This window comes from Microbispora sp. H10830 (assembly GCF_014161375.1).
In the GTDB taxonomy this organism is placed as follows: Bacteria; Actinomycetota; Actinomycetes; order Streptosporangiales; family Streptosporangiaceae; genus Microbispora; species Microbispora catharanthi.
In genome coordinates this window covers 288,005-308,112 of the sequence record NZ_JABBWX010000003.1, presented here as the reverse complement: position 1 = coordinate 308,112, position 20,108 = coordinate 288,005, and the positions used below count along the sequence as shown (strand labels likewise).

The 20,108-nt window shown below is 73.7% G+C and carries 16 protein-coding genes; 8 read left to right on the top strand and 8 right to left on the bottom strand.

Annotated features, from left to right (window positions below; all coding sequences use genetic code 11):
* Positions 1 to 22: 22 nt before the first annotated feature.
* From HHX35_RS10680 to fdhD, 3 genes are all read left to right on the top strand, one after another.
* Positions 23 to 1,234 carry a glycosyltransferase family 4 protein gene (locus HHX35_RS10680; protein WP_182898682.1) on the top strand — a complete coding sequence of 404 codons (1,212 nt, stop codon included), beginning with the start codon at positions 23 to 25 and terminating at the stop codon, positions 1,232 to 1,234.
* Positions 1,227 to 2,318 (top strand): glycosyltransferase family 9 protein, encoded by a 1,092-nt coding sequence (locus HHX35_RS10675; RefSeq protein ID WP_182898681.1) that lies wholly within the window; start codon positions 1,227 to 1,229, stop codon positions 2,316 to 2,318. The genes HHX35_RS10680 and HHX35_RS10675 overlap by 8 nt, the downstream gene beginning before the upstream one ends.
* Positions 2,319 to 2,428: 110 nt before the next feature.
* A complete protein-coding gene (fdhD, locus tag HHX35_RS10670) occupies positions 2,429 to 3,319 on the top strand; it encodes a formate dehydrogenase accessory sulfurtransferase FdhD (RefSeq protein ID WP_182898680.1) in 891 nt (296 codons plus the stop codon).
* A gap of 66 nt (positions 3,320 to 3,385) precedes the next feature.
* On the opposite strand, the gene HHX35_RS10665 is transcribed toward fdhD, so the two are convergent.
* The 4 genes from HHX35_RS10665 to HHX35_RS10650 form a co-directional block, all read right to left on the bottom strand.
* The gene (locus HHX35_RS10665) at positions 3,386 to 6,022 is read right to left on the bottom strand and encodes a phosphoenolpyruvate carboxylase (protein WP_182898679.1); all 2,637 of its coding nucleotides are present in this window, start codon (positions 6,020 to 6,022) and stop codon (positions 3,386 to 3,388) included.
* A 78-nt stretch (positions 6,023 to 6,100) separates the two neighbouring features.
* Positions 6,101 to 6,574 (bottom strand): hypothetical protein, encoded by a 474-nt coding sequence (locus HHX35_RS10660; protein ID WP_182898678.1) that lies wholly within the window; start codon positions 6,572 to 6,574, stop codon positions 6,101 to 6,103.
* 131 nt (positions 6,575 to 6,705) lie between these two features.
* Positions 6,706 to 8,289 (bottom strand): hypothetical protein, encoded by a 1,584-nt coding sequence (locus HHX35_RS10655; protein WP_310739003.1) that lies wholly within the window; start codon positions 8,287 to 8,289, stop codon positions 6,706 to 6,708.
* Positions 8,268 to 9,029, bottom strand: a complete 762-nt coding sequence (locus HHX35_RS10650; RefSeq protein ID WP_182898677.1) for an ABC transporter ATP-binding protein — start codon at positions 9,027 to 9,029, stop codon at positions 8,268 to 8,270. Before HHX35_RS10650 ends, HHX35_RS10655 begins: the two co-directional genes overlap by 22 nt.
* Before the next feature lie 223 nt (positions 9,030 to 9,252).
* Between HHX35_RS10650 and HHX35_RS10645 the strand changes: the two genes are divergently transcribed.
* The 5 genes from HHX35_RS10645 (at position 9,253) to HHX35_RS10625 (ending at position 14,316) form a co-directional block, all read left to right on the top strand.
* A complete protein-coding gene (locus HHX35_RS10645; RefSeq protein WP_182898676.1) occupies positions 9,253 to 10,842 on the top strand; it encodes an acyl-CoA carboxylase subunit beta in 1,590 nt (529 codons plus the stop codon).
* On the top strand, positions 10,839 to 11,063 hold the full coding sequence (locus HHX35_RS10640; RefSeq protein WP_182898675.1) for an acyl-CoA carboxylase epsilon subunit: 225 nt from the start codon (positions 10,839 to 10,841) through the stop codon (positions 11,061 to 11,063). Before HHX35_RS10645 ends, HHX35_RS10640 begins: the two co-directional genes overlap by 4 nt.
* A gap of 197 nt (positions 11,064 to 11,260) precedes the next feature.
* The gene (locus tag HHX35_RS10635; RefSeq protein ID WP_310739002.1) at positions 11,261 to 12,145 is read left to right on the top strand and encodes an NYN domain-containing protein; all 885 of its coding nucleotides are present in this window, start codon (positions 11,261 to 11,263) and stop codon (positions 12,143 to 12,145) included.
* 156 nt (positions 12,146 to 12,301) lie between these two features.
* Positions 12,302 to 13,825 carry an Ada metal-binding domain-containing protein gene (locus tag HHX35_RS10630; protein ID WP_182898673.1) on the top strand — a complete coding sequence of 508 codons (1,524 nt, stop codon included), beginning with the start codon at positions 12,302 to 12,304 and terminating at the stop codon, positions 13,823 to 13,825.
* Positions 13,822 to 14,316 (top strand): methylated-DNA--[protein]-cysteine S-methyltransferase, encoded by a 495-nt coding sequence (locus tag HHX35_RS10625; RefSeq protein WP_182898672.1) that lies wholly within the window; start codon positions 13,822 to 13,824, stop codon positions 14,314 to 14,316. Before HHX35_RS10630 ends, HHX35_RS10625 begins: the two co-directional genes overlap by 4 nt.
* Positions 14,317 to 14,393: 77 nt before the next feature.
* Here HHX35_RS10625 and HHX35_RS10620 read toward each other — a convergent pair whose 3' ends face one another.
* The 4 genes from HHX35_RS10620 to HHX35_RS10605 form a co-directional block, all read right to left on the bottom strand.
* On the bottom strand, positions 14,394 to 15,356 hold the full coding sequence (locus HHX35_RS10620; protein ID WP_182898671.1) for a hypothetical protein: 963 nt from the start codon (positions 15,354 to 15,356) through the stop codon (positions 14,394 to 14,396).
* Positions 15,353 to 16,012 carry a hypothetical protein gene (locus HHX35_RS10615; protein ID WP_182898670.1) on the bottom strand — a complete coding sequence of 220 codons (660 nt, stop codon included), beginning with the start codon at positions 16,010 to 16,012 and terminating at the stop codon, positions 15,353 to 15,355. The genes HHX35_RS10620 and HHX35_RS10615 overlap by 4 nt, the downstream gene beginning before the upstream one ends.
* A gap of 127 nt (positions 16,013 to 16,139) precedes the next feature.
* On the bottom strand, positions 16,140 to 19,580 hold the full coding sequence (locus HHX35_RS10610) for a bacterial transcriptional activator domain-containing protein (protein WP_310739001.1): 3,441 nt from the start codon (positions 19,578 to 19,580) through the stop codon (positions 16,140 to 16,142).
* A complete protein-coding gene (locus tag HHX35_RS10605; protein WP_259404953.1) occupies positions 19,577 to 20,029 on the bottom strand; it encodes a pilus assembly protein TadG-related protein in 453 nt (150 codons plus the stop codon). The genes HHX35_RS10610 and HHX35_RS10605 overlap by 4 nt, the downstream gene beginning before the upstream one ends.
* Between the last annotated feature and the right edge of the window lie 79 nt (positions 20,030 to 20,108).

Here is a 20,108-nt window from a genome sequence, read left to right as displayed (position 1 = left end):
GCGACGCCGAGGACGGGGAGGCGTGACCGTGACGAAGGGTGGCCGGATCCGCGTGGCCATGGTCCACGGTCCCGGGCCCGCCGACCGCGACGGCGTCGGCGACTACGTCGAACGGCTCGTCGGCGCGCTCGGCGACGCAGGAGTCGAGGCGGTGGGGGTGCCCGTGGGGTCCCCGGGGGCTCGCTCCCCCTGGCACTGGCTGCCGGCCACGCTCGACGCCGCCCGTCGGGTGCGGCGGCTGCGCCCGGACGTGGTCCACGTGCAGTTCGCCCCTTCGGCCTACCGGTTCTCCGGGCTCCCCGGACTGCTGCCACCCCTGCTGCCGCCCGGCGCGCCGCTGGTGACCACCCTGCACGAGTACGGCTGGTGGGCGGCCCCCGGCTGGGTGCCAGGCCCCCTCTGGCGGCCCCTGGAACGGGCCCGCCTGTGGGACCGGGAGACCGGGCGGCTGGTGCCCGCAAGCGCTCTCGTGGTCGTGACGAACGCCTCTCACGCCCGGCAGGTCAGGCGGCGCGTCGGAAGGGCCGCCGTGGAGGTGCCGCTGGCCCCGAACGTCGTGGACCACGGCGGCGGACGGCAGGCGCGCGTGCGGGTGCGCGACCGGCTCGGCATGAACCCGGACGACCCGCTGCTCGCCTTCTTCGGGTTCGTGCATCCCGTGAAGGGTGTGCGGCAGCTCGTCGAGGCCCTGCCCGCGCTGCGCGCGACCCGCCCCCGCCTGCGCCTGCTGGTCGTGGGCGGCTTCACCTCCCAGGCGCTGCCGGAGGCCGAGGCCCGGGCCTTCCGGGCGGAACTGGAGGCGCTGGCGGCGCGGCACGGCGTCGCGGACGCGGTGACGTTCACCGGGCACCTGCCCGCCGCGCGGGTGTCGGAGTTCCTGCACGCCGCCGACGCGGGCGTGCTGCCCTTCACCGCCGGGGTGACGATCAAGAGCGGCGCGCTGCTCACGATGCTGGCGCACGGGCTGCCCACCGCGGTCACCGTGCCGGACGAGCCCGACCCCGCCCTCCCGCTCGGAGCGGCCGTCGCCGTGATCAGGGCCCGCCGCGACCCGGCCGCCGTCGCGGACGCCGTCGCGCCGCTGCTCGACGACCCCGAGGCGGGACGGCGCATGGGCAGGGCGGCCCGGCGGCTCGCCACCCGCCACTCCTGGTCCCGGGTCGCCGCCGCCCACCGCGCGCTGTACGAGACCCTGGCCGGCCCGCGCCGCCCGCTCGTCCGCCCGGATGCGTGAGCCGTACCGGGAGATCCTGGTCGTCGACCTGCTCGGCGGGATCGGCGACCTGCTCATGCTCCTGCCCGTCGTGCACGGCCTGGCCCGCGGGAGCCCCGGCGGGTCGCTGCGCGTGCTCACCCACGAGCCCGGCGCCGCCCTCCTGCGCGGCGACCCCGCCGTCACGCGGGTGCTCACCCCCCGCCACGGCGGGGCGGGCGCGGAGCGTGAGGCGGTGGCCGAGGCGCTGGCCGCCCGGCGCCCGGATCTCGCGATCACCACCACCCGCTACGACGGCATTCCGGATCTCCTCGCCGCCTCGGGCGCCCGCTGCGTCACCGATCTGTGGCGCCGCCCGCCCGCTGACGAGCCGGTCGGCGGGCGCTACCTGCGCATCCTGCTCGCCGAGGGCCTGCTGCGGCCCGAGGACGCCCTCGTCCGTCCGGCCGTGCGCCTGACGCCGGCCGAGATCGCGTACGGCGAGAGCACGCTCGCCCGCCGCATTCCGGCCGACGCGGCGCGGGCCCCGGTCGTGCTGATCACGGACGCGGGCATGGACGTGAAGCGGTGGCCCGCCGGGCGCTGGCGCGAACTCGCCGCGTCGCTGGCCCGGCGCGGCCATCTCCTGCTCACGCCCGACGCGCCGCCCAAGCGGGGCCCCGCGGAGGCCGCCGTTTTCGGCCGAGAGGTGGCCGTGCTGCCGCGGTGCGGCCTGCGCGGGCTCGCCGCGTGCTTCGCCGCCGTGGCGCGTCGCGGCGGCGTGGTCGTGGGCGGCGACACCGGGCCGCTGCGGCTGGCCGCGGCGGCCGGAGCGGCCACCGTCGGGCTGTTCGGGCCCACCTGGGCCGGCAGGTACGGCATCGGCTCCGGGGACGGAGCGGGCTCCGCCGACCTGCAGGGGCTGCCGGGCTGCCCGCACCGCAGGCCCACGGCCATCACCGAACAGCCGTGCTGGTGGACGGCCGAATGCCCGCTGTCCGCTGCGGGCCCCGCCTGCATGGCCGACATCCCCGTGGCGTCCGTCGTGCACGCCGTGACCCGCCTGTGCGCCGGTCTCCCCGGTCTCCCCGGTCCCCCCGGGCGCCACCCGGCGGACGACCGCTGACCCTGCTGACCCCTGCTGACCCCTGCTGACCCCTGCTGACCCATACTGATCGTGGCGTGGCAGGCTGCGTACGGGAAAGAACGGCAGCCATGCCGTCGAGGAGGAAACAGATGGAACGGGACGGCGCGGCGCGGCCCACTGCCCGTTTGGGGCCCGTCACGCGGTCACGCGTCCGGAGGGTGTCCGGATCGGCCGTACGCGACCGGCGTGACGACCTCGCCACGGAGGAACCGCTGGAGATCCGGCTCCTGGCCGGAGGCGAGAGCCGTACGGTGGCGATCACGATGCGGACGCCGGGCGCGGACTTCGAGCTCGCGGCGGGGTTCCTGCACGGTGAGGGGATCGCCGGCCCCGGCGACATCGCCGCCATCGGCTACTGCACGGACGAGGATCTGGAGCCCGAGGCGCGCTACAACACCGTGACCGTGCGGCTCGCCGCCTCCCGGCTCCCCGACCTCGCCGCCACGGCGCGGAACTTCCTGACGTCGAGCGCGTGCGGCGTCTGCGGCACGGCGAGCCTCGACGCCCTGCGCGACCGCTGCGCCGTGCCGGCCGCGCGCCCGCCGGTCACCGTGCGCGCAACGACCCTGTACGGCCTGCCCGACCGGCTGCGGGAGGCCCAGGGGGTGTTCGGCAGGACGGGCGGGCTGCACGCCGCCGGACTGTTCACCCCCGACGGCGGCACACCGCTGGCCGTGCGGGAGGACGTGGGGCGGCACAACGCCGTCGACAAGCTGGTCGGCTGGGCGCTGCTCGGCGGCGGGACCCCCCTCGACCGGCACGTCCTGCTGGTCAGCGGCCGGGTCGGCTACGAGATCATGCAGAAGGCCGCGAGCGCCGGGATCCAGATCGTGTGCGCCGTGTCCGCGCCCTCCTCGCTCGCCGTCGATCTGGCGCGCGAGTTCGGCATCACGCTCGTGGGGTTCCTGCGCGAGGAGCGCTTCAACATCTACGCCTGTCCCGAGCGGATCGACGTCGAGCAGGCGGCCGAGACGCCGTGATCAGAACCGGCGGTCGAACCGGGCGGGCGCTCGGGTTCGAGCGCCCGGCCGGTTCGCACGCCGTCGTCAGCCGGTGTTCTGCAGGCCGGCCGCTACGCCGTTCACGCTGAGCAGCAGCAGCGTGGACAGGCGCTCGCGCTCTTCCTCCGACAGGTCGCCCGCCGCCCGCAGCGCCGACAGCGCCCGCAGCTGGAGGTGGCTGAGCGCGTCCACGTAAGGATCGCGCAGTTGCACGGCACGCGACAGCACGCGCCGGTTCTCCAGCAGGCGGGCGTGGCCCGTCACCTCCAGCACCAGCCGCCTCGTGAGGTCGTACTCCTCGAGGACCTGCTCGACGAAGTCGCTCCGGCCGCCCAGGGCCAGGTAGCGGGACGCGATGGAGCGGTCGGTCTTGGCCAGCGACATCTCCGCGTTGTCCAGCATCGCGGCGAACAGCGGCCACTCCTGGTAGGCCGAGCGCAGTTCGGCCATGCCGCCGTCGGTGACCACGGCGGCCAGGCCGCTGCCCAGGCCGTACCAGCCGGGGAGGTTGACCCGCGTCTGGGCCCACGAGAACACCCACGGGATGGCCCGCAGGTCGTCCAGGGAGCGGGGCGCGCCGAGGCCGCGCCGCGCGGGCCGGGAACCGAGCCGCAGGGAGCCGAGCTCCTCCAGCGGGCTCACCAGCGCGAACCACTCGGGGAAGCCCGGGGCCTCGGTCAGCGCCCGATAGGCGCGCTCGGAGGCCACGGCTACGGTGTCGGCAAGCCGGCGGAACTTCGCCGCCGCGGCGGCCGTGCTCGACTCCACCGCCGAGGTGGACGCGAGCAGCACGGCGTTGGTGACCTGCTCGATGTGCCGCTTGGCGATCGCCGAGTGGCCGTATCGCGCGAAGATGACCTCGCCCTGCTCGGTGACCTTGAACCGGCCGGCGACCGAGCCGGGGGCCTGGGCGAGCACGGCGCGGTTGGCCGGGCCGCCGCCCCGGCCGAGTGCGCCGCCCCGGCCGTGGAAGAGCGTCAGCCTGATGTCGTTGGCCGCGGCCCAGGCGGTGAGCGCCCCCTGCGCGTCGTACAGGCGCAGGGTGGCCGCCGCCGGGCCGAGTTCCTTGGCCGAGTCGGAGTAGCCGAGCATGACCTCCATGCGCCGCCCGTTCTCGGCGAGCCGCCGGCGCACGGGCTCCAGGTTGACCATGCCCTCCAGCACGGCGGAGGAGTTGTCGAGGTCCTCGCCCGACTCGAACAGGGGGACCACGTCGAGCACCGGGGCGCGGTCGCCCAGGGCGTGCCTGGCCAGCTCGTAGACCGCCGCGATGTCGTCGGACGAGCGGGTGAACGAGACGACGTAGCGGGAGCAGGCGGCCACGCCGAAGCGCTCCTGGATCCACCCGATCACCCGGATCGTGGCCAGGACCTCCTCGGTGCGCTCCGACAGCGTGCCTGAGGCGATCTCCTTGAGCGCCGCCGCGTGCACCGCCGAGTGCTGGCGCACCTCCAGCTCCGCCAGGTGGAAGCCGAACGTCTCGACCTGCCAGATCAGGTGCTGCAGCTCACCGTACGCCTGCCGTACGGCGCCGGCCCCGCGCAGGGAGTCCTGCGTGAGCCGCAGGTCGGTCAGCAGCTCGGCGGGCGCGCGGTAGGCGAGGTCGAGGTCGCGGCGGCGGGTCGCGGCGATCCTGGCCGCCACGAACATCAGCCACTGGCGGTGCGGCTCCCGCGGCGACCGGGTGGCCATCTCCGACACCATGTCGGGGTGGTCGTCCTCGGCCTGCGCGAGCGCGGCCCGCAGCTCGGCGGACGGCGGCGTGAAGACGCTGGCGAGGGTGAGCGACCTCCCGATCCGGGTGGTGGCGTTCTCCAGTGCGATCAGCACATGCTCGGCCTGGATCTGGATGGCCTCCCTGGTCACCTTGGCGGTGACGTTGGGGTTGCCGTCGCGGTCGCCGCCGATCCAGCTTCCGTAGCGGATGTATGCCTTGGCCAGCGGCTCCCGCGTCCCGGTGCCGGACCCGAGCGCCGCGTCGAGCGAGCGGTAGATCAACGGCACCGTGCGGAACAGCGTCTCGTCGAACGCCGCCATCGCCGTACGGACCTCGTCCAGCGGGTCGAGCTTGGTGTGGCGGAGCTGGGCGCTCCGCCACAGGATGTCGATCTCCTCGAGCAGCCGCCGGTGGGCCTCCTCCCGCTCGGCGGTGCCCCGGCCGGGGGTGTTGTAGGCGTCGAGCTGGGCGCTGATCCGCTGGATGGCGGTGACGATCGCCCGCCGCCGCGCCTCCGTGGGGTGGGCGGTCAGCACGGGCCGGAACTCCAGCCCGTCGATCAGGTCGTGGAGCCGGTCGTCCCCGCGCAGCCGCTGCACGGCCTCCGCGAGGGACTCGCGCAGCGGCACGTCGTCCTTGTCGCGCTGCCGCAGGATGCGGATGCGGTAGTGCTCCTCGGCGAGGTTGGCGAGATGGAAGTAGCAGGTGAAGGCTCGGGCGATCTGCACGGCGCGGTCCACGGGCCATTCGGCCACCAGGGCCGCGACCTCGTCGGCCGTCGTCTCCTGACGCCGGGCCGCGATCACCGCCTTCCGGAGCCGTTCTACGTCGGCGAGGAGGTCGGGGCCGCCGTGCTCGGCGATCACCTGACCCAGTAGTCCACCCAATAGGCGCACGTCAGCGCGGAGTTCGTCCGGCATCTCCGCTACGGCGTTGTGTCGTTCGGCAGGAGCGATGGCGGCCATGTTTGGAAGGCTAGCGAATCCCGCTCGGGAGCTTGAGGGCGGTCTCACCAATTGGACTAGACCACTCGATCACGCAGGTCAGACCGGTCGCACGTCCGGGGTGCGGAGCGCCTCGGCCGGGGCTTCGGGGAGCGCCCTGAAACGGCGGGTGAGGTGCTGGGCGAGCTGCCCGTGCGCCACCACGATCGCGGCGAACGCGACGACCAGCACGGTGATCGGCGTCAACTGGTCGTCGTCGGCCAGGACGATGATCTTCGCGTCGCTTAGCCCCGTCCTCGCGGCCATCAGCCCCGTGAGCGCGGCGGTCACCCAGCGACCGGCATGCATGATCGCCGGACGCGCGGTCGCGGTCACCGCGGCCGGCAGGGCCAGCACGACGAACGCGACGAGGATCCCGACCGTGCCCACCAGGGACAGGCCGGTCGATTGGTCGACGGCCAGCGCGACGCCCCGCATCAGGAGGCGCGCCAGCCCCCCGATGACCAGTCCGCTCAGCGCCGCCGCGCCCACCGGCGCCAAGATCGCACGGCCCAGCCGCCTGTTTTCGCCCATCACTTCTCCCCTAGAACGGTCCAAAACGGTTATAGAGGCGGGCCGTATCCCCCGCCACCACCGCAAGAACTTCGCAACTCCTCTGTTACGCGAGAGCGCGGCCGTGTCTGGACTGCGGCGAAACACCACGGTCAGGTGGGGCGGGAGACGGCGGTGAGGAGTTCGGGGAGGCGGGCGAAGCCGACGCCGGCGGCGATCCGGCGGCCCGCCCAGGCGGCCGCCACGCCGTACGGCACGGCGAACACGGCCCACCAGGAAAGGCCGAACAGGACCGGCAGCACGACCGGCAGCGTGAGCACGCCGGTGACGAGCATCGTGGCGAAGGAGGCCACGAACGCCTGTCCGCCCTGCCCCGGAGCGGCGCCGCTGAAGGCGTTCAGGCGGTCGGGGTAGGTGTACGGCGCGGTCACGCTGGTGAGCGCGCCGACGCCCATGGCGACGCCGAGCACGCCCCAGGCGACCGGCGCCGCTGCGAGGGCCCAGACGGCGTCGCCCGCCACCAGCGCGGCGATCAACGACACCGCGGTCAGCAGCGGCACCCCGATGACCGCCATGGCCAGGTGCCGGCCGGCCAGGTCGGTACGCAGGTCGCGCGGGGTGGAGAACACCACCGCGTTCATCCACAGCGACCTGCCGTCGATGCCGAAGGAGTTGGCCGCCTGCAGCCCGATCACGACGGCCGCCAGGCAGGCGGGCCCGACCACGAACTGCGGCCCGGCCGTGCCGTCCGGCCCCCGCAGGGAGAACATGATGACCACGCTCACGAAGAGCGCGACGATCCAGTTCACCCGGCCCCGGGGCTCTCTTGCGGCGTACTTCAGCTCCTTGGTGACGACGGCGCCGAGCATGCCGTCCGGCAGGAACCGGCCGAACGGGACCCGTCCGGACCGCCGGACGGAGCCGCCGCCCTGGCTGGAGGCGTCGGGCCGCACCAGCGCGTGCCGCAGCGCGGCGATCCACAGCCACCCCAGCACGACGACCGCCATCGCGACGACGATCAGCTCGGCGACGCCGATGAGACCGCCGTCGGCGATCGCGTGCGCGGCCAGCCCCGGCGGTGTCCACCGCAGGACGTCCCCCGCCGACGCCAGGATCCGGGTGGGGTCGCCGGAAAGCCCCCGGTTGATCAGCAGGTTGGGCAGTTGGAAGAGCAGCACGCCGAAGACGGCGGCGACCGCGAGGAGGTCGCGTCCCCTGCGGGTGCGCAGCACGCCGGACAGCGCGGTGGTCACCAGGCGGGAGGCCGTGAGGCAGAAGGCGAACTGGAGGACCACCGCGGGCACCCCGAGCAGCACCCCGCCCGGCCCGTGGGCGAGCGCGACCACGCCGCCGAACAGCGCGGCCAGCGAGGCGATCGGCCACGGGCCGGTCGCCGACGCGGCCAGCATGCCGGTCGCGAGCTGCCGGGTGGTCAGCGGGAACAGGGCCAGCCGGGCCGGGTCGAGCGTCTCGTCCAGGCCGAAGGCCATCAGCGGCACGGCGATCCACCCGACGGCGAACATCGCGAACGCCGCCGACACGAGGTCGAGGGCGGCGTCGGACGGCGCGAACCGGATGAGGGACAGCAGCGCGAACCCCGCGACGGCGGCGAGGAGGGCGGCGCCCAGCGAGAAGACGAAGCCGACCTGCTTGCCGATCTCGCCGCGCAGGCCTCCGCGCACCAGGCTGAGCTTCAGCCGGACGAACAGCCAGGTCATGCCGGGGACCCGAGCCACGACAGGCCCTCCTCCCCGTTGCCGCGCACGCCGACGAGGTCGAGGAACGCCTCGTTGAGCGTGCGGCCCCGCCGTACGTCGTCGAGCGGGCCCTGCGCGACGACGAGGCCCCGGTTCATCACCGACACCCAGTCGCACAGCCGCTCGACCAGGTCCATCACATGGCTGGAGAAGACGACGGTGGAACCCGACGCGGTGTATCTGCGCAGCACCTCGATCAGCGTGTTGGCGGAGACGGGATCGACGCCCTCGAACGGCTCGTCGAGGAACAGCACGCCCGGGTTGTGCAGCAGCGCCGCCGCGAGGCCGATCTTCTTGCGCATGCCGGTGGAGTAGTCGACCACCAGCTTGTCCTGCGCCTCGACCAGGTCCATGACCTTGAGCAGCTCGTCGGCGCGCCTGCCGACCTCGTCCAGGGGGATGCCGCGCAACTGGCCGCCGTACATCAGCAGTTCGCGGCCGGACAGCCGTTCGAACAGCCGCAGGCCCTCGGGCAGCACGCCGATGTGCGCCTTGACGCCGACGGGGTCGGTCCACACGTCGTGGCCGTCGATCTCGATCCGCCCGCCGTCCGGACGCAGCAGCCCGGTGACCATGCTCAGCGTCGTCGTCTTGCCCGCGCCGTTGGGACCGACCAGGCCGGCGAAGCTGCCCCTCGGCACGACCAGATCGACCCCGCCGACCGCCACCTGCTGCCCGAAGCGCTTGTACAACCCCTGCGTGCGTACGGCGTCCGTCATGGAGCCCCCATTTATATAAAGCCGTCGTAAAGCCGAACGAATGGCACACGGGCCGCGTTCCTGTGGAGAGTTCCCACCCGGGCGATTGCGATCCCGGTGAGCGCGACCCGGCGCGACCGCGCGGCCCCGGCCTGGTTAACCTGTCGGCCATGGATTCGACGCGACCCGGAGCGGCGTTCGGGACCCGAGGGCCGCTGAGCATGCGAGGAACGGTGAGCGGGCGATGAGCGCCGAACGCGCCCCCGAGATCGACATCCACACCACCGCCGGCAAGCTCGCCGACCTGGAGCGCCGCCGGAGCGAGGCGGCCCACGCCGGCTCCCAGCGGGCGGTGGAGAAACAGCACGCCAAGGGCAAGATGACGGCCCGCGAGCGGCTGGCCGCCTTCCTGGACGAGGGCTCCTTCGTGGAGTTCGACGAGCTGGCCAGGCACCGGGCGACCGCCTTCGGCCTCGACCGCGAGCGTCCGTACGGCGACGGGGTCGTGACCGGGTACGGCACGGTGGACGGCCGGCCGGTCGCGGTGTTCGCACAGGACTTCACCGTGTTCGGCGGCTCGCTGGGCGAGGTCTTCGGCGAGAAGATCGTCAAGGTGATGGACCACGCGCTGAAGACCGGCTGCCCGGTGATCGGCATCAACGACTCGGGCGGCGCGCGCATCCAGGAAGGCGTGGTCTCCCTCGGCCTGTACGCCGAGATCTTCAAGCGCAACGTGCACGCCTCCGGCGTGGTCCCGCAGATCTCGCTGATCATGGGCCCGTGCGCGGGCGGCGCCGTGTACTCCCCCGCGCTGACCGACTTCGTCCTGATGGTGCAGGAGAAGTCGCACATGTTCATCACCGGGCCGGACGTCATCAAGACCGTGACCGGCGAGGAGGTGACGTTCGAGGAGCTGGGCGGCGCGCACACGCACAACTCGCGCTCCGGCGTCGCCCACTACGAGGCGTCCGACGAACAGGACTGCCTCGACTTCGCCAAGGCGCTGCTGTCCTATCTGCCGTCCAACAACATGGACGACGCACCCGCCTTCGACGTCGAGGCGGACCTGGAGACGACCGACGAGGACCGCGAGCTCGACACGCTGATCCCCGACTCGGCCAACCAGCCGTACGACATGCACACGGTCATCGAGCACGTCCTCGACGACGGCGAGTTCCTGGAGATCCACGCGGGCTTCGCGCCGAACATCGTCGTCGGCTTCGGCCGGGTCGAGGGGCGTTCTGTGGGCGTCGTCGCCAACCAGCCGATGAGCTTCGCCGGGACGCTCGACATCGCCGCCTCCGAGAAGGCCGCCCGGTTCGTGCGCACCTGCGACGCCTTCAACATCCCGGTGCTGACCTTCGTCGACGTGCCGGGCTTCCTTCCGGGCACCGACCAGGAGTGGAACGGCATCATCCGGCGCGGCGCCAAGCTGCTCTACGCCTACGCCGAGGCGACCGTGCCGCTGGTCACCGTCATCACCCGCAAGGCGTACGGCGGGGCGTACGACGTCATGGGGTCCAAGCACCTCGGCGCGGACGTCAACCTGGCCTGGCCCACCGCCCAGATCGCCGTGATGGGAGCGCAGGGCGCGGTCAACATCCTCTATCGGCGCGAGCTGGCCGCCGCCGACGACCCGGACGCCGACAGGGCCCGCTTCATCAGCGAGTACGAGGACACGCTGGCCAACCCGTATCTCGCGGCCGAGCGCGGCTACGTGGACGCGGTCATCCGGCCCTCGGACACCCGGGTCCAGGTCGTCCGCGCGCTGCGCGCCCTCCGTAACAAGCGGGCCACGCTGCCCCCGAAGAAGCACGGGAACATTCCGCTGTGACCAGTCGCGAGCCGTACCTCAGCATCGTCCGGGGGGACGCCACCCCCGAGGAGACCGCCGCCCTCGTCGCCGCGCTGGCGGCGCGGGCGGCGGCGCGCGCCACCCGGCCGGCGGCACCGGAAACGAGCCCGGCAAACTGGAGGAATCCGGCACATCGGCTGCGCCTGGGCCTCCCGCACGGCCCGGGAGCCTGGCGGGGGGCCTTCTTCCCCGGCGGGTGACACGTCTTCCGACGCCATCCGCGACGACTACGGACCGATTACATCGCCGGAACAGGGTGTCAACTGGCTCAAGAGTTGGGACTATCTAGAAAGCGGGGGAATATAGTCAGCCGATCAACTAGTGACGAGTCCAGGAGGACACCATGGCCATCCCGGACTTCAGCGCACATGGCATTGCCGCAAAGTATGCCGTTCTCGTGGACGTCGGTTACCTTTACGCGGCCGCCGGTGAAGTTCTCTTAGGCGCCAAGGAGCGTAAGGAGTACCGCGTCGCCGCGGACGAGCTGATCCAGGCGCTGCAGAAGCACGCGCTCGAGCGCATTCCGGGCGAGCTGCTGCGCGTCTACTGGTACGACGCCGCCCGCGATCGCGTGCCCACGGTGGACCAGCGTGTGATCGCCCAGCTGCCCTGGGTCAAGGTCAGGCTCGGCAACCTGAACGCCCGTGGCCAGCAGAAGGGGGTGGACGCGCAGATCCGCAGCGACCTCGAGGCCCTCGCCCGCCACCACGCCGTGAGCGACACCGTGCTGATCGCCGGGGACGAGGACATGGTGCCCGCCGTGGAGGCCGCGCAGGCGTACGGCGTGCGCATCCACCTGTGGGGGGTCGAGCCGCCGTTCGGGACCAACCAGGCCGAGCGGCTCGTCTGGGAGTCGGACACCGTCGAGATCATCAGTGCCGACTTCCTGCGTCCGTTCTTCACCCGCGCCCCGGTGCCCGTGCCCGTTGTGCCCACGCCGTCGCCCGCCCAGGTCTTCGCGGGCCGTACGGTCAAGCCGATGCCGCCGAAGACGCCCATGGGCCAGGTCGCCAAGCTGGGCCCGGGCCGGCCCCGCGTGGAGGAGGTCGGCGAGCACGTGGCGCAGAAATGGATACTGACCCGGGGCCGCGACAACATCCGCGACCTGCTGCCGGGTCCGCTGCTGCCCACGGTGATCGACACCGAGCTGCTCATCGAGGCCGAGAAGGAGCTCGGCCACTCCCTGCGGCCCTATCCGGAGGCGCGGGTCTGGCTGCGCGACGGTTTCTGGGCCCGGGTCTACCGCGAGTTCGACCTCGGGGTCGGCATCTCCAGCAAGTGACGCCGGCGTTCTGATCCAGCGTCCCAGCTCGCGCGGGAGCACTCCAGGCTCACCGCCCGGTCTCGCGCGGGGCCCCTCCGCGTTGCCGCGGCATCCTGACGGCCGCGTCCGATTTCCGCCAGTCCGCATCGGCGGCCAGCGCATAACGTCGTGTACGTGACCACACGACAGCTCGACTTCGACGCGTGCTACCTCGCCGTCTCCGCGCGGGACTCCCGCTTCGACGGGCGTTTCTACACGGCTGTCACCACCACCGGCATCTACTGCCGCCCGATCTGCCCCGCCCGCACCCCCGCCCGGGGCAACGTCCGCTTCTACCGCCACGCCGCCGCGGCCGAGGCCGCCGGGTTCCGGCCCTGCCGCCGCTGCCGTCCGGAGCTCAGCCCCGGCGACCCCGGCTGGGACGTCCGCGCCGACCTCGTCGGACGCGCGCTGCGGCTGATCGACGACGGGGTGGCCGACGAGTCCGGCGTCGCCGGGCTGGCCCGCCGCCTGCACGTGACCGAGCGGCACCTGCACCGCCTGTTCGCCGCCGAACTCGGCACCGGGCCGCTCGCCGTCGCCCGCACCCGGCGGCTGCTGCTCGCCAAGCAACTGCTCACCGAGACCACCCTGCCGATCACCGACGTGGCGTTCGCCGCCGGGTTCGGCAGCGTACGCCAGTTCAACGCGGCCATGAAGGAGTCGTACGGCTTCGCGCCGGGAGAGCTGCGCAGGGCCAACGGGCCGGTGCACGAGAAGGGGGGTCCGGTCGCCCTCACGACCGGGCTGACCCTGCGGCTCGGCCACCGGGAGCCGTACGACGCGCAGTCGGTGCTGCGCTTCCTCGCCGCCCGGGCGATCCCCTCGGTGGAGGCGGTCTGCCGGTCGGGGGACGACGTGACGGCCTACACGCGGGCCGTGCCGGGCGGCTCGATCACGCTGCGGCCCGCCGCCGGACATGTCCGGCTCACGGTGCGGACCACCGAGACGCACCTGCTCTCCCGGCTGGTGGCCCGCTGCCGCCGCCTGCTCGACCTCGACGCCGACCCCGGGGCGGTGCGGGAGATCCTCGGTTCGACGTCGCTCGCGCCGCTGGTCGCGGCCCGTCCCGGGCTGCGCGTGCCGGGAGCGTACGACGGGTTCGAACTGGCGGTCCGGGCGGTCGTCGGGCAGCAGATCTCGGTGGCCGGGGCCCGCACCCTGCTGGGCCGCATCGCCGCCCGGGCCGGCGTCCCCGCCGTCCCCGACCGTTCTGCCGACGAGAACGGGAACCCCGACGCGGCCGTGACCGGCCAGGTGCCGTTGCTGTTCCCCACGGCCGACCGGCTCGCCGCGGCCGACCTGGACGGCCTCGGGCTCACCACCCGCAGGGTCGCCACGATCAGGGCGCTGGCCGAGGCGGTGGCCTCCGGCGCGATCGACCTCGACGGCGCGGGCGACCCCGCCGACACCACCGCCGGGCTGCTGGAGATCCCCGGGATCGGCCCGTGGACGGCCGGTTACATCGCGCTGCGCGCGCTGCGTGACCCGGACGCGTGGCCCGAGGGCGACCTCGTGCTGCGCAGGACGATGGAACGGCTCGGCGTCGCCGCGGGCGAGGCCGAGCGATGGCGGCCCTGGCGCGCGTACGCCGCGCTCCACCTGTGGAGCCACGCCTCCGACAATCCAGACACCACACCACGAGGACACGACAGATGATCATCACGCAGACCGTGCCCACCCCGGTGGGCCCCCTCGCTCTGCTCGCCCGCGACGGCGTGCTCGTCGCGGCCGGTTTCACCGCCGACCCCCGCGAGATGTTCGCCCGGCTCTCGCCGTCCCTGCGGGCGCTTCCCCTGCGGGAGGACGATCTCGGCGACGCGGCCGAGGCCGTGCGGGAGTACCTCGACGGGAAGGTCGACGCGCTCGACCGGATCCCCGTCGAGCAGCCCGGCACCCCCACGCGACAGCGCCTGTACGAGGCGCTGCGCGCCGTGCCCGCCGGGACCACCGTGTCGTACGCGCAGCTCGCGGAGAAGGCGGGGCTGCCCAGGACGGCCGCACGGGCCGCGGGGTCGGCCTGCGCGCAGAACCTGATCGCGCCGTTCGTGCCGTGCCACCGCGTGGTGCCCTCGACCGGCGGTTACGGCAGTTACTACTACGGCACGCCGGTCAAGGAGTGGCTGGTCGCCCACGAGTCCCGCGCCTGACCCGCCTGCGGGGCCGAGGTCCGGGGGCGGGTCATCGGACGCCCGCCCCACCCCCGGACGGCGGGGACGGGGACGGGTCAATCCTTGACGATGCTCTGGACCTCGCCGACGGGCACGTCCCTGGTCGCGGCGACCTGGATCGGGTCGTACGCGAACGGGACGACCTGGCCGCCCTGGTTGCCGTTGCCGGCGACGTTCCAGACGCTCGTCACGGTGAGCGTGTAGACCTTCTTCGGCTGGTCGATCGAGGAGTGCAGGTAGACGACGCCGCACTCCGGCTTGCCCTCTCCGTCCTTGTCTGCGCCCTTCACGTACGGCTTGCCGGTGGCGCCGCATCCCTTGTCGTACACCTCGGCGCGGTCGCCGCTGGTGCCGGACTTGATTTCGAGGTGGTCCGGCGTCGCCGTGACGGTGGCGGACATGACCCCGGGCAGCGTGGCGGTGACGGACCGGGGGGCGGCCTCGGCTCCGTCCAGCCACACCCAGGTCCCCAGGTTGACGTAGCTCTTGGCGTCCGGGCTCAGTTTGATCTTCGGCTCCGGCACGGTCAGCGCGGCCCGGGCGATCTGCATGAGCTGCTCAAGCGTGATGCCTCCGGCGGGGGTGGTTCCCTCGGGCACCCAGACGAGCGGCTCGAGCCCGGCGGCGCACGAGGGCCCGTCCGGGTTGCCGGCGTCGTAGGCGACGCCCCACCACTGACCCTTGTCGCCGATCTTGCTGCCGAACTTGCCGAGATCGACGTCGTAGTTCAACCCCGCCTCCACCGCCTGCTTCTTCTGCTGCGCCTGGAGGTTGCGCATGTCGTCCGCCGAACTGTTCGGCTCATACCAGCAGGGGCGGGGCATCCGGTAGCCGTCGCTCTTGCCGCCGAGCCCGTTGCCGGACAGGCCGATCTTGGAGTTGGTCAGCCTGACGCCGGCCGTGTTGCCCTCCTGGAACGCCTCGCCGTGCGCCCCGACGTCCGGATCGGCGGCGGCGGGTGGCGCGCACACCGCGAGCAGGGCCCCCGCCAGCAGGGACGTCACAGCAATGGCCCTCATCTCAGGCACTCCTTCGCGCGCTCGTCCGGATAGTCCGCGTGGCGGTAGAGCCGGATCCGCCAGACGCCGTCGTCGCCGTGCCCCATGCCGGCGGTCTGCAGGAAGACCGCCCGCGGGCGTTTGAGCCAGGCGGGCTGACGGGCCAGCGGGGTGCCGTCCTGGTCGGTCAGCCGCACGCCGGTCAGGTCGACGCAGCCGTCGGCCTCCGCCCCGCGTCCCATGACGGAGGGCACCCGCAGGGCGTAGAGCCTGGCCACGCCCCGGGCCGACTGTCTGTCCTTGAGGAACCCCTGCACCCAGGTGACGGCGTCCATGTAGGCGGACGACTCGGCATCGATCCCCTTCACGTACGAGCGGTCCCCGCCGGAGGTCCCGACGGCCCGCCACTGCGCCGTGAAGTCGTCGGCGAACGCCTTGATCACGGCCGACCGCTTCGGGTCGGGCTCGAGCGGCCACTCGATCTCGATCGTCAGTCCGGGCGCCGCCGTGACCGTCTCGGTGCCCGGCTGCGGGCCCGGCGTCCCTGAGGCCGTCGCCGCGACCGGTGCCACGCCGCCGCCGGGGCTGAAGCCGCGGTCCGCGTCCGGCGCGGTACATGCCGACAGGAGCAGCGCGCAGGCCGAGGCGAGCGACGCCGTGGCGAGTCCTGGACGCATCACCGGGTCCTCCGCAGTACGCGATCCCCCGCCGCTGTCACCCTAGAAACGGCCGTCGGGGACGAGCCAGCGCTATGCGCGGATCGGCATGATTCGGAGGAGGACCTCCCTGGCATTGGGGCTCCGATCAGGCGAGACGTGAGGTTCTGAGGTCCGCCGGGTTTCCGAGGTTCGGATTTCCGGGGTTCGGGTTTCTGAGGTCCGGGGAGACGGTCCGGCGCCAGTCGGGCAGCAATTCGTCGATGAGCGCCTCCGTCTCCGGGGCCATCCCGCCGCCGTACGGATGGGAGGTGGCGCGGCGCAGCAGGCCGTCGACGACGGCCCGCAGCCGGACGGGCTCCCCGGTGGCGTGCGCCGCCCGGAGGAGGTCGCGCCACAGCCCCTCGTCGTCGGCCGCGAGCAGCAGCCCGGACCGGGCCGCCGCCACCGCGCCGTGCGGGTCGTGGCGGGCCAGCCGTATCTCGCACAGCGCGTGGGCGGCGTCCGCCACCCAGGCCGTCACGTCGTACTCCAGGGGGTCGGCCGCCAGCCAGGCGTACCGGTCGGGCGGCCTGCCGTTCAGCAGCGGGCCGCGCACCAGCGTGAGCGCGCGCTCCAGCAGATCGGCCTCCATGTCACCGGGCTTGCCTTCAGTCGGAGCGGCGGCGTCGGCCCACTCGCCGGCCTGCCGCACGAGGTCCTGGAACAGCCGCCAGTCCGTACGGATCTCCGGCCCGAGCCGCAGACGCCCGGACCGGTCGAGGAACAGGTGAGGGCGTCCCTCGGAGTCGCGCCCGAGCCACTCGGCGACCCTGGCGATCGTGGCGTCGCGCACCGCGAGCTGCACGCCACGCGGCCACAGCACGCCGGCCAGCACGGCCGGGTGCACTCCGTCAGGATGGGTGGCCAGGTAGACGACGAGTTCGTGGGCGAGTGCCGCCCGGCCCTCTTCGAGCGGGTTCACCGGGCTGATCTCGATCTGGCCGAGGATGCGCACCTCGATGGAGGGCGGCTCCTCGCTCAGCCGCTCCACCACCGGCGTGAGCGGCTCGCCCTCCTGCTGCCGGGCCGTGCGGAAAAGGCCGATCACGGCGTCGTAGTGCCGGCGCGGCAGCAGGTGCGCCTCGATGTCCAGGCCCAGGGCGTCCACGCGGGCCCGGCCGTCGTCGGTGACCTCCCACGTCCAGGTGGCGTGCGGCACCTCCCCCGCGATCACGAAGCCGCTCGCCGTACGCGTTCCCTTGCCGAGCAGCGCCAGGCGACGCGCCTCGTCCTCGTCGGGGCGAATGGCCGACAGGAGGTAGTGCGGGGTGTACGCGGGGTCGGCCACGCGGCTGTGGATGCGGCCGGTCAGCACGTCGCCGTCGTGGCGGGCACGCTCCTCGAACTCCGGCAGCACCTCGGCCAGGCTGCTCGCCGTCCTGATCCGCTCGGGCGCGAGCAGGGTCAGCTCCTCGCCGAAGCCGACGAGCGTGATGCGCATCCGGTCGGACCACCGGTTGGTGGCCAGCTCGACGGCGAGCGCCGACAGCGCGGCGACGGTGTGCGCCCCGGTGATCGCGATCACGCCGTGGGCGGCCTCCAGGTCGGCCAGGACCCGGCCGCCCTGTCCGGTGCCGAGCGAGACCAGCCCGGGGTAGGGCGCGGGCACCCCGGCCAGCACGTGCTCGTCGATGCGGCGTCCCTCGTGGGCCGGAAGGCGCCACACCTGCCCGTCGTCGCAGGACTCCCACGGCTCGGGCGCGTCCTGTTCGGCCGGGTGGATCCACAGGTCGAGGCCCCGGTTGGACAGGTGGACGGCGTAGATCGTCGGAGGGCGCCGGCCGGCGTCGGCCAGCAGGCGGCCGAGCAGGCGCAGGCCGATGTCGAGCATGCGGCTGCCGGGGGCGTCGGCGCCGAGGCGGATGGCGACCTCGGCCTCGGCGGCGTCTCCGCGCGGCCGGGCGATGCGCCATCCGAAGGCCCGGCGCCACAGTTGTTCCCGCCGCCTGCGGCCGAGCAGGGCCAGCAGCCCGGCCGCCGCCAGCGACGAGGCCGCCAGATAGTCGGCGAGGACCGGCCCGCCCTGCCGCTCGTCGACGGTGCGGTGGCCCGCTTCCGCGGGCGCGATCGCGGGCTGGACGGTGGTCGTGATGATCGGACGCGGGGTGGGCGTCGCGCGGGTGGTGGCGGGCGTGTCCTTCGCGTCGCCGGTCCGGCCCTTCGGCTCCGACGGGGTGTCCTGCGGCATCGCGGGCGGCGGCAGCACGATCCCCGGCTTGCCCGGCTCGGGTGTCGCCCTGCCCCGCTCGTGGCGCGCGTCTCCGGACCGCCCGGCTTCGCCCGGCCGAGCGCCGTCGCCGGATCCCTGGTCCGGGCGAGTGGTGTCCCCTTCACCTCCCGATGTGCCTCCGGTGTGCGAACCGGCGGTGGGACGCGGGTCGGGCGTCGCGTGCCGGTCCTCCGTCGGGTTTCGGTCCGGAGTCGCGTGCCGGTCCTCCGTCACGTGCCGGTCCTCCGTCGGGTTCCGGTCCGGAGTCGCGTGCCGGTCGGCGTGGACGTCGCCGCCGGTCGCCCCTCCCCCGGCGTACCGGGTGTCGCCGTCGAGTTCGGCGGGTGCGTGGCGGTGCTCCTTCAGGGTCTCCGGCCGGTCCTCGTCCACCGGCACGATGTGGACGTTCCTGGCGTCGTCCGGCATGTCGAGCACCCAGCCGGGACGGATGAGGTCGGCCATGTGCAGCCGGCTGCCGTCGGGCTGCTCCTTGTGCTGGTTGAGCCGGTAGATCTCCGGATAGCGGCGACCGTCCCCCAGGCACTTCTCCGCGATCTCCCACAGGCTCTCGTGGTGGCGCCCGTGCGGGGGCTGCACCACGTAGACCTTCTTGACCTCCCTGGCGTGCAGGGCCGGTCGCTCCGCCTCGGCCTGCGGCACCGGCGCCGACAGCGCCGCGACCTGGGGCCGGATCGGGGCGGCGGCGCCCGCGCGGGCGATGGGCATCGCCACGGCGGTCGCGGTGAACAGCAGCAGCACGGCGGAGACCAGGCGGTTCGCGAGCGCCTGGGTGCCGCCCGACAGCGGCACCCGGGCCGGCATGCCGACCCGCCGCAGCGCCGCGTAGACCTCGACGACCACGCACAGGAACAGCTGCAGCCAGGCCAGCCACACCAGGAGGATCAGGATCGCGATGATCGTCTCGGGGCCGACCTGGCTCGTGAACAGGTCCGCGTTCAGCAGGTCACCGCTGATCGGCGGACCGGCCAGCCGGAGCAGCGCGTACGGCACGCCGCCCACCAGGCCCACCAGCGCGACCAGAGCCCCGAGGCCGGCGAGGACGTCCCCGGCCGTACGCCGGGCCCGCAGCCGTACGGGCCGGTCGTCGTGCCAGTGCTCGGGCGCCCGCTGCGGCCCCAGCACGGACGGCATGCCCTCGGGGCGCGGTCGCGGGCCCCGCCCGGGCGTACCGGCTGCCGATGCCTCGCGATCCGCCCGCGAAACCGGGCCGGGGATGCCGCCTCCCGGGACCCCGCGCGCGGCCCCCCGCCCGGCCCCCCGCTGGGCCTCGCGGTCGAACTCCTCCCGCCGGCCGCCCGGCGGCCGTGTCCCTGTCACGCCTCCCCCGGATCAGGAGCGGCCGTGGCCTCGGCCTCCATGTCGGAGCCGGCGAAGCCCAGCGCGGCCAGGAAGAAGGCGTCCCAGTGCACCGACACCGCCACCGTGACGTCCGCCTGGCCGCCGCCCACGGTGCACTCGGTCATGCGTACGCCCTCGGCCCCCTGGTCCGCCGTGATCTTCTCGGCCTCGCCGCACACCGCGCCCTCGTCGGCGAGCAGCCGCACCTGGCCGGTGGCCCGCAATGTCTCGACGTCGATCTGGTCGGCGGCGGCGCGGGCGGCCTGCTCGGCGATGTCGGCGGCCTTGAGGCGGGCGTTCATGGCGGCCCCGCCGTCCACCAGCAGCCCGGCCAGCAGGAACACCACCCCCGAGAAGAGGACCACGAACACCGACATGGAGCCCCGCTCCCGCACCCGCCCGCCTCCGACGGGCGACGGCACCCTCATGAGGGCGCACGGCACCGTTGACGTGACTCGGGCGGGACGCGGAGCGGCCCGGCGATCACGGACACGCGAACCACACCCG

What these genes read in the sequence shown, in the direction of transcription:
- HHX35_RS10675 (WP_182898681.1), top strand. Translation starts at nt 1,227, where the DNA reads ATGCGTGAGCCGTACCGGGAGATCCTGGTCGTCGACCTGCTCGGCGGG.
- fdhD (WP_182898680.1), top strand. Translation starts at nt 2,429, where the DNA reads ATGGAACGGGACGGCGCGGCGCGGCCCACTGCCCGTTTGGGGCCCGTC.
- HHX35_RS10665 (WP_182898679.1), bottom strand. Translation starts at nt 6,022, where the DNA reads ATGGCCGCCATCGCTCCTGCCGAACGACACAACGCCGTAGCGGAGATG.
- HHX35_RS10660 (WP_182898678.1), bottom strand. Translation starts at nt 6,574, where the DNA reads ATGGGCGAAAACAGGCGGCTGGGCCGTGCGATCTTGGCGCCGGTGGGC.
- HHX35_RS10650 (WP_182898677.1), bottom strand. Translation starts at nt 9,029, where the DNA reads ATGACGGACGCCGTACGCACGCAGGGGTTGTACAAGCGCTTCGGGCAG.
- HHX35_RS10645 (WP_182898676.1), top strand. Translation starts at nt 9,253, where the DNA reads ATGAGCGCCGAACGCGCCCCCGAGATCGACATCCACACCACCGCCGGC.
- HHX35_RS10625 (WP_182898672.1), top strand. Translation starts at nt 13,822, where the DNA reads ATGATCATCACGCAGACCGTGCCCACCCCGGTGGGCCCCCTCGCTCTG.
- HHX35_RS10620 (WP_182898671.1), bottom strand. Translation starts at nt 15,356, where the DNA reads ATGAGGGCCATTGCTGTGACGTCCCTGCTGGCGGGGGCCCTGCTCGCG.
- HHX35_RS10615 (WP_182898670.1), bottom strand. Translation starts at nt 16,012, where the DNA reads ATGCGTCCAGGACTCGCCACGGCGTCGCTCGCCTCGGCCTGCGCGCTG.
- HHX35_RS10605 (WP_259404953.1), bottom strand. Translation starts at nt 20,029, where the DNA reads ATGAGGGTGCCGTCGCCCGTCGGAGGCGGGCGGGTGCGGGAGCGGGGC.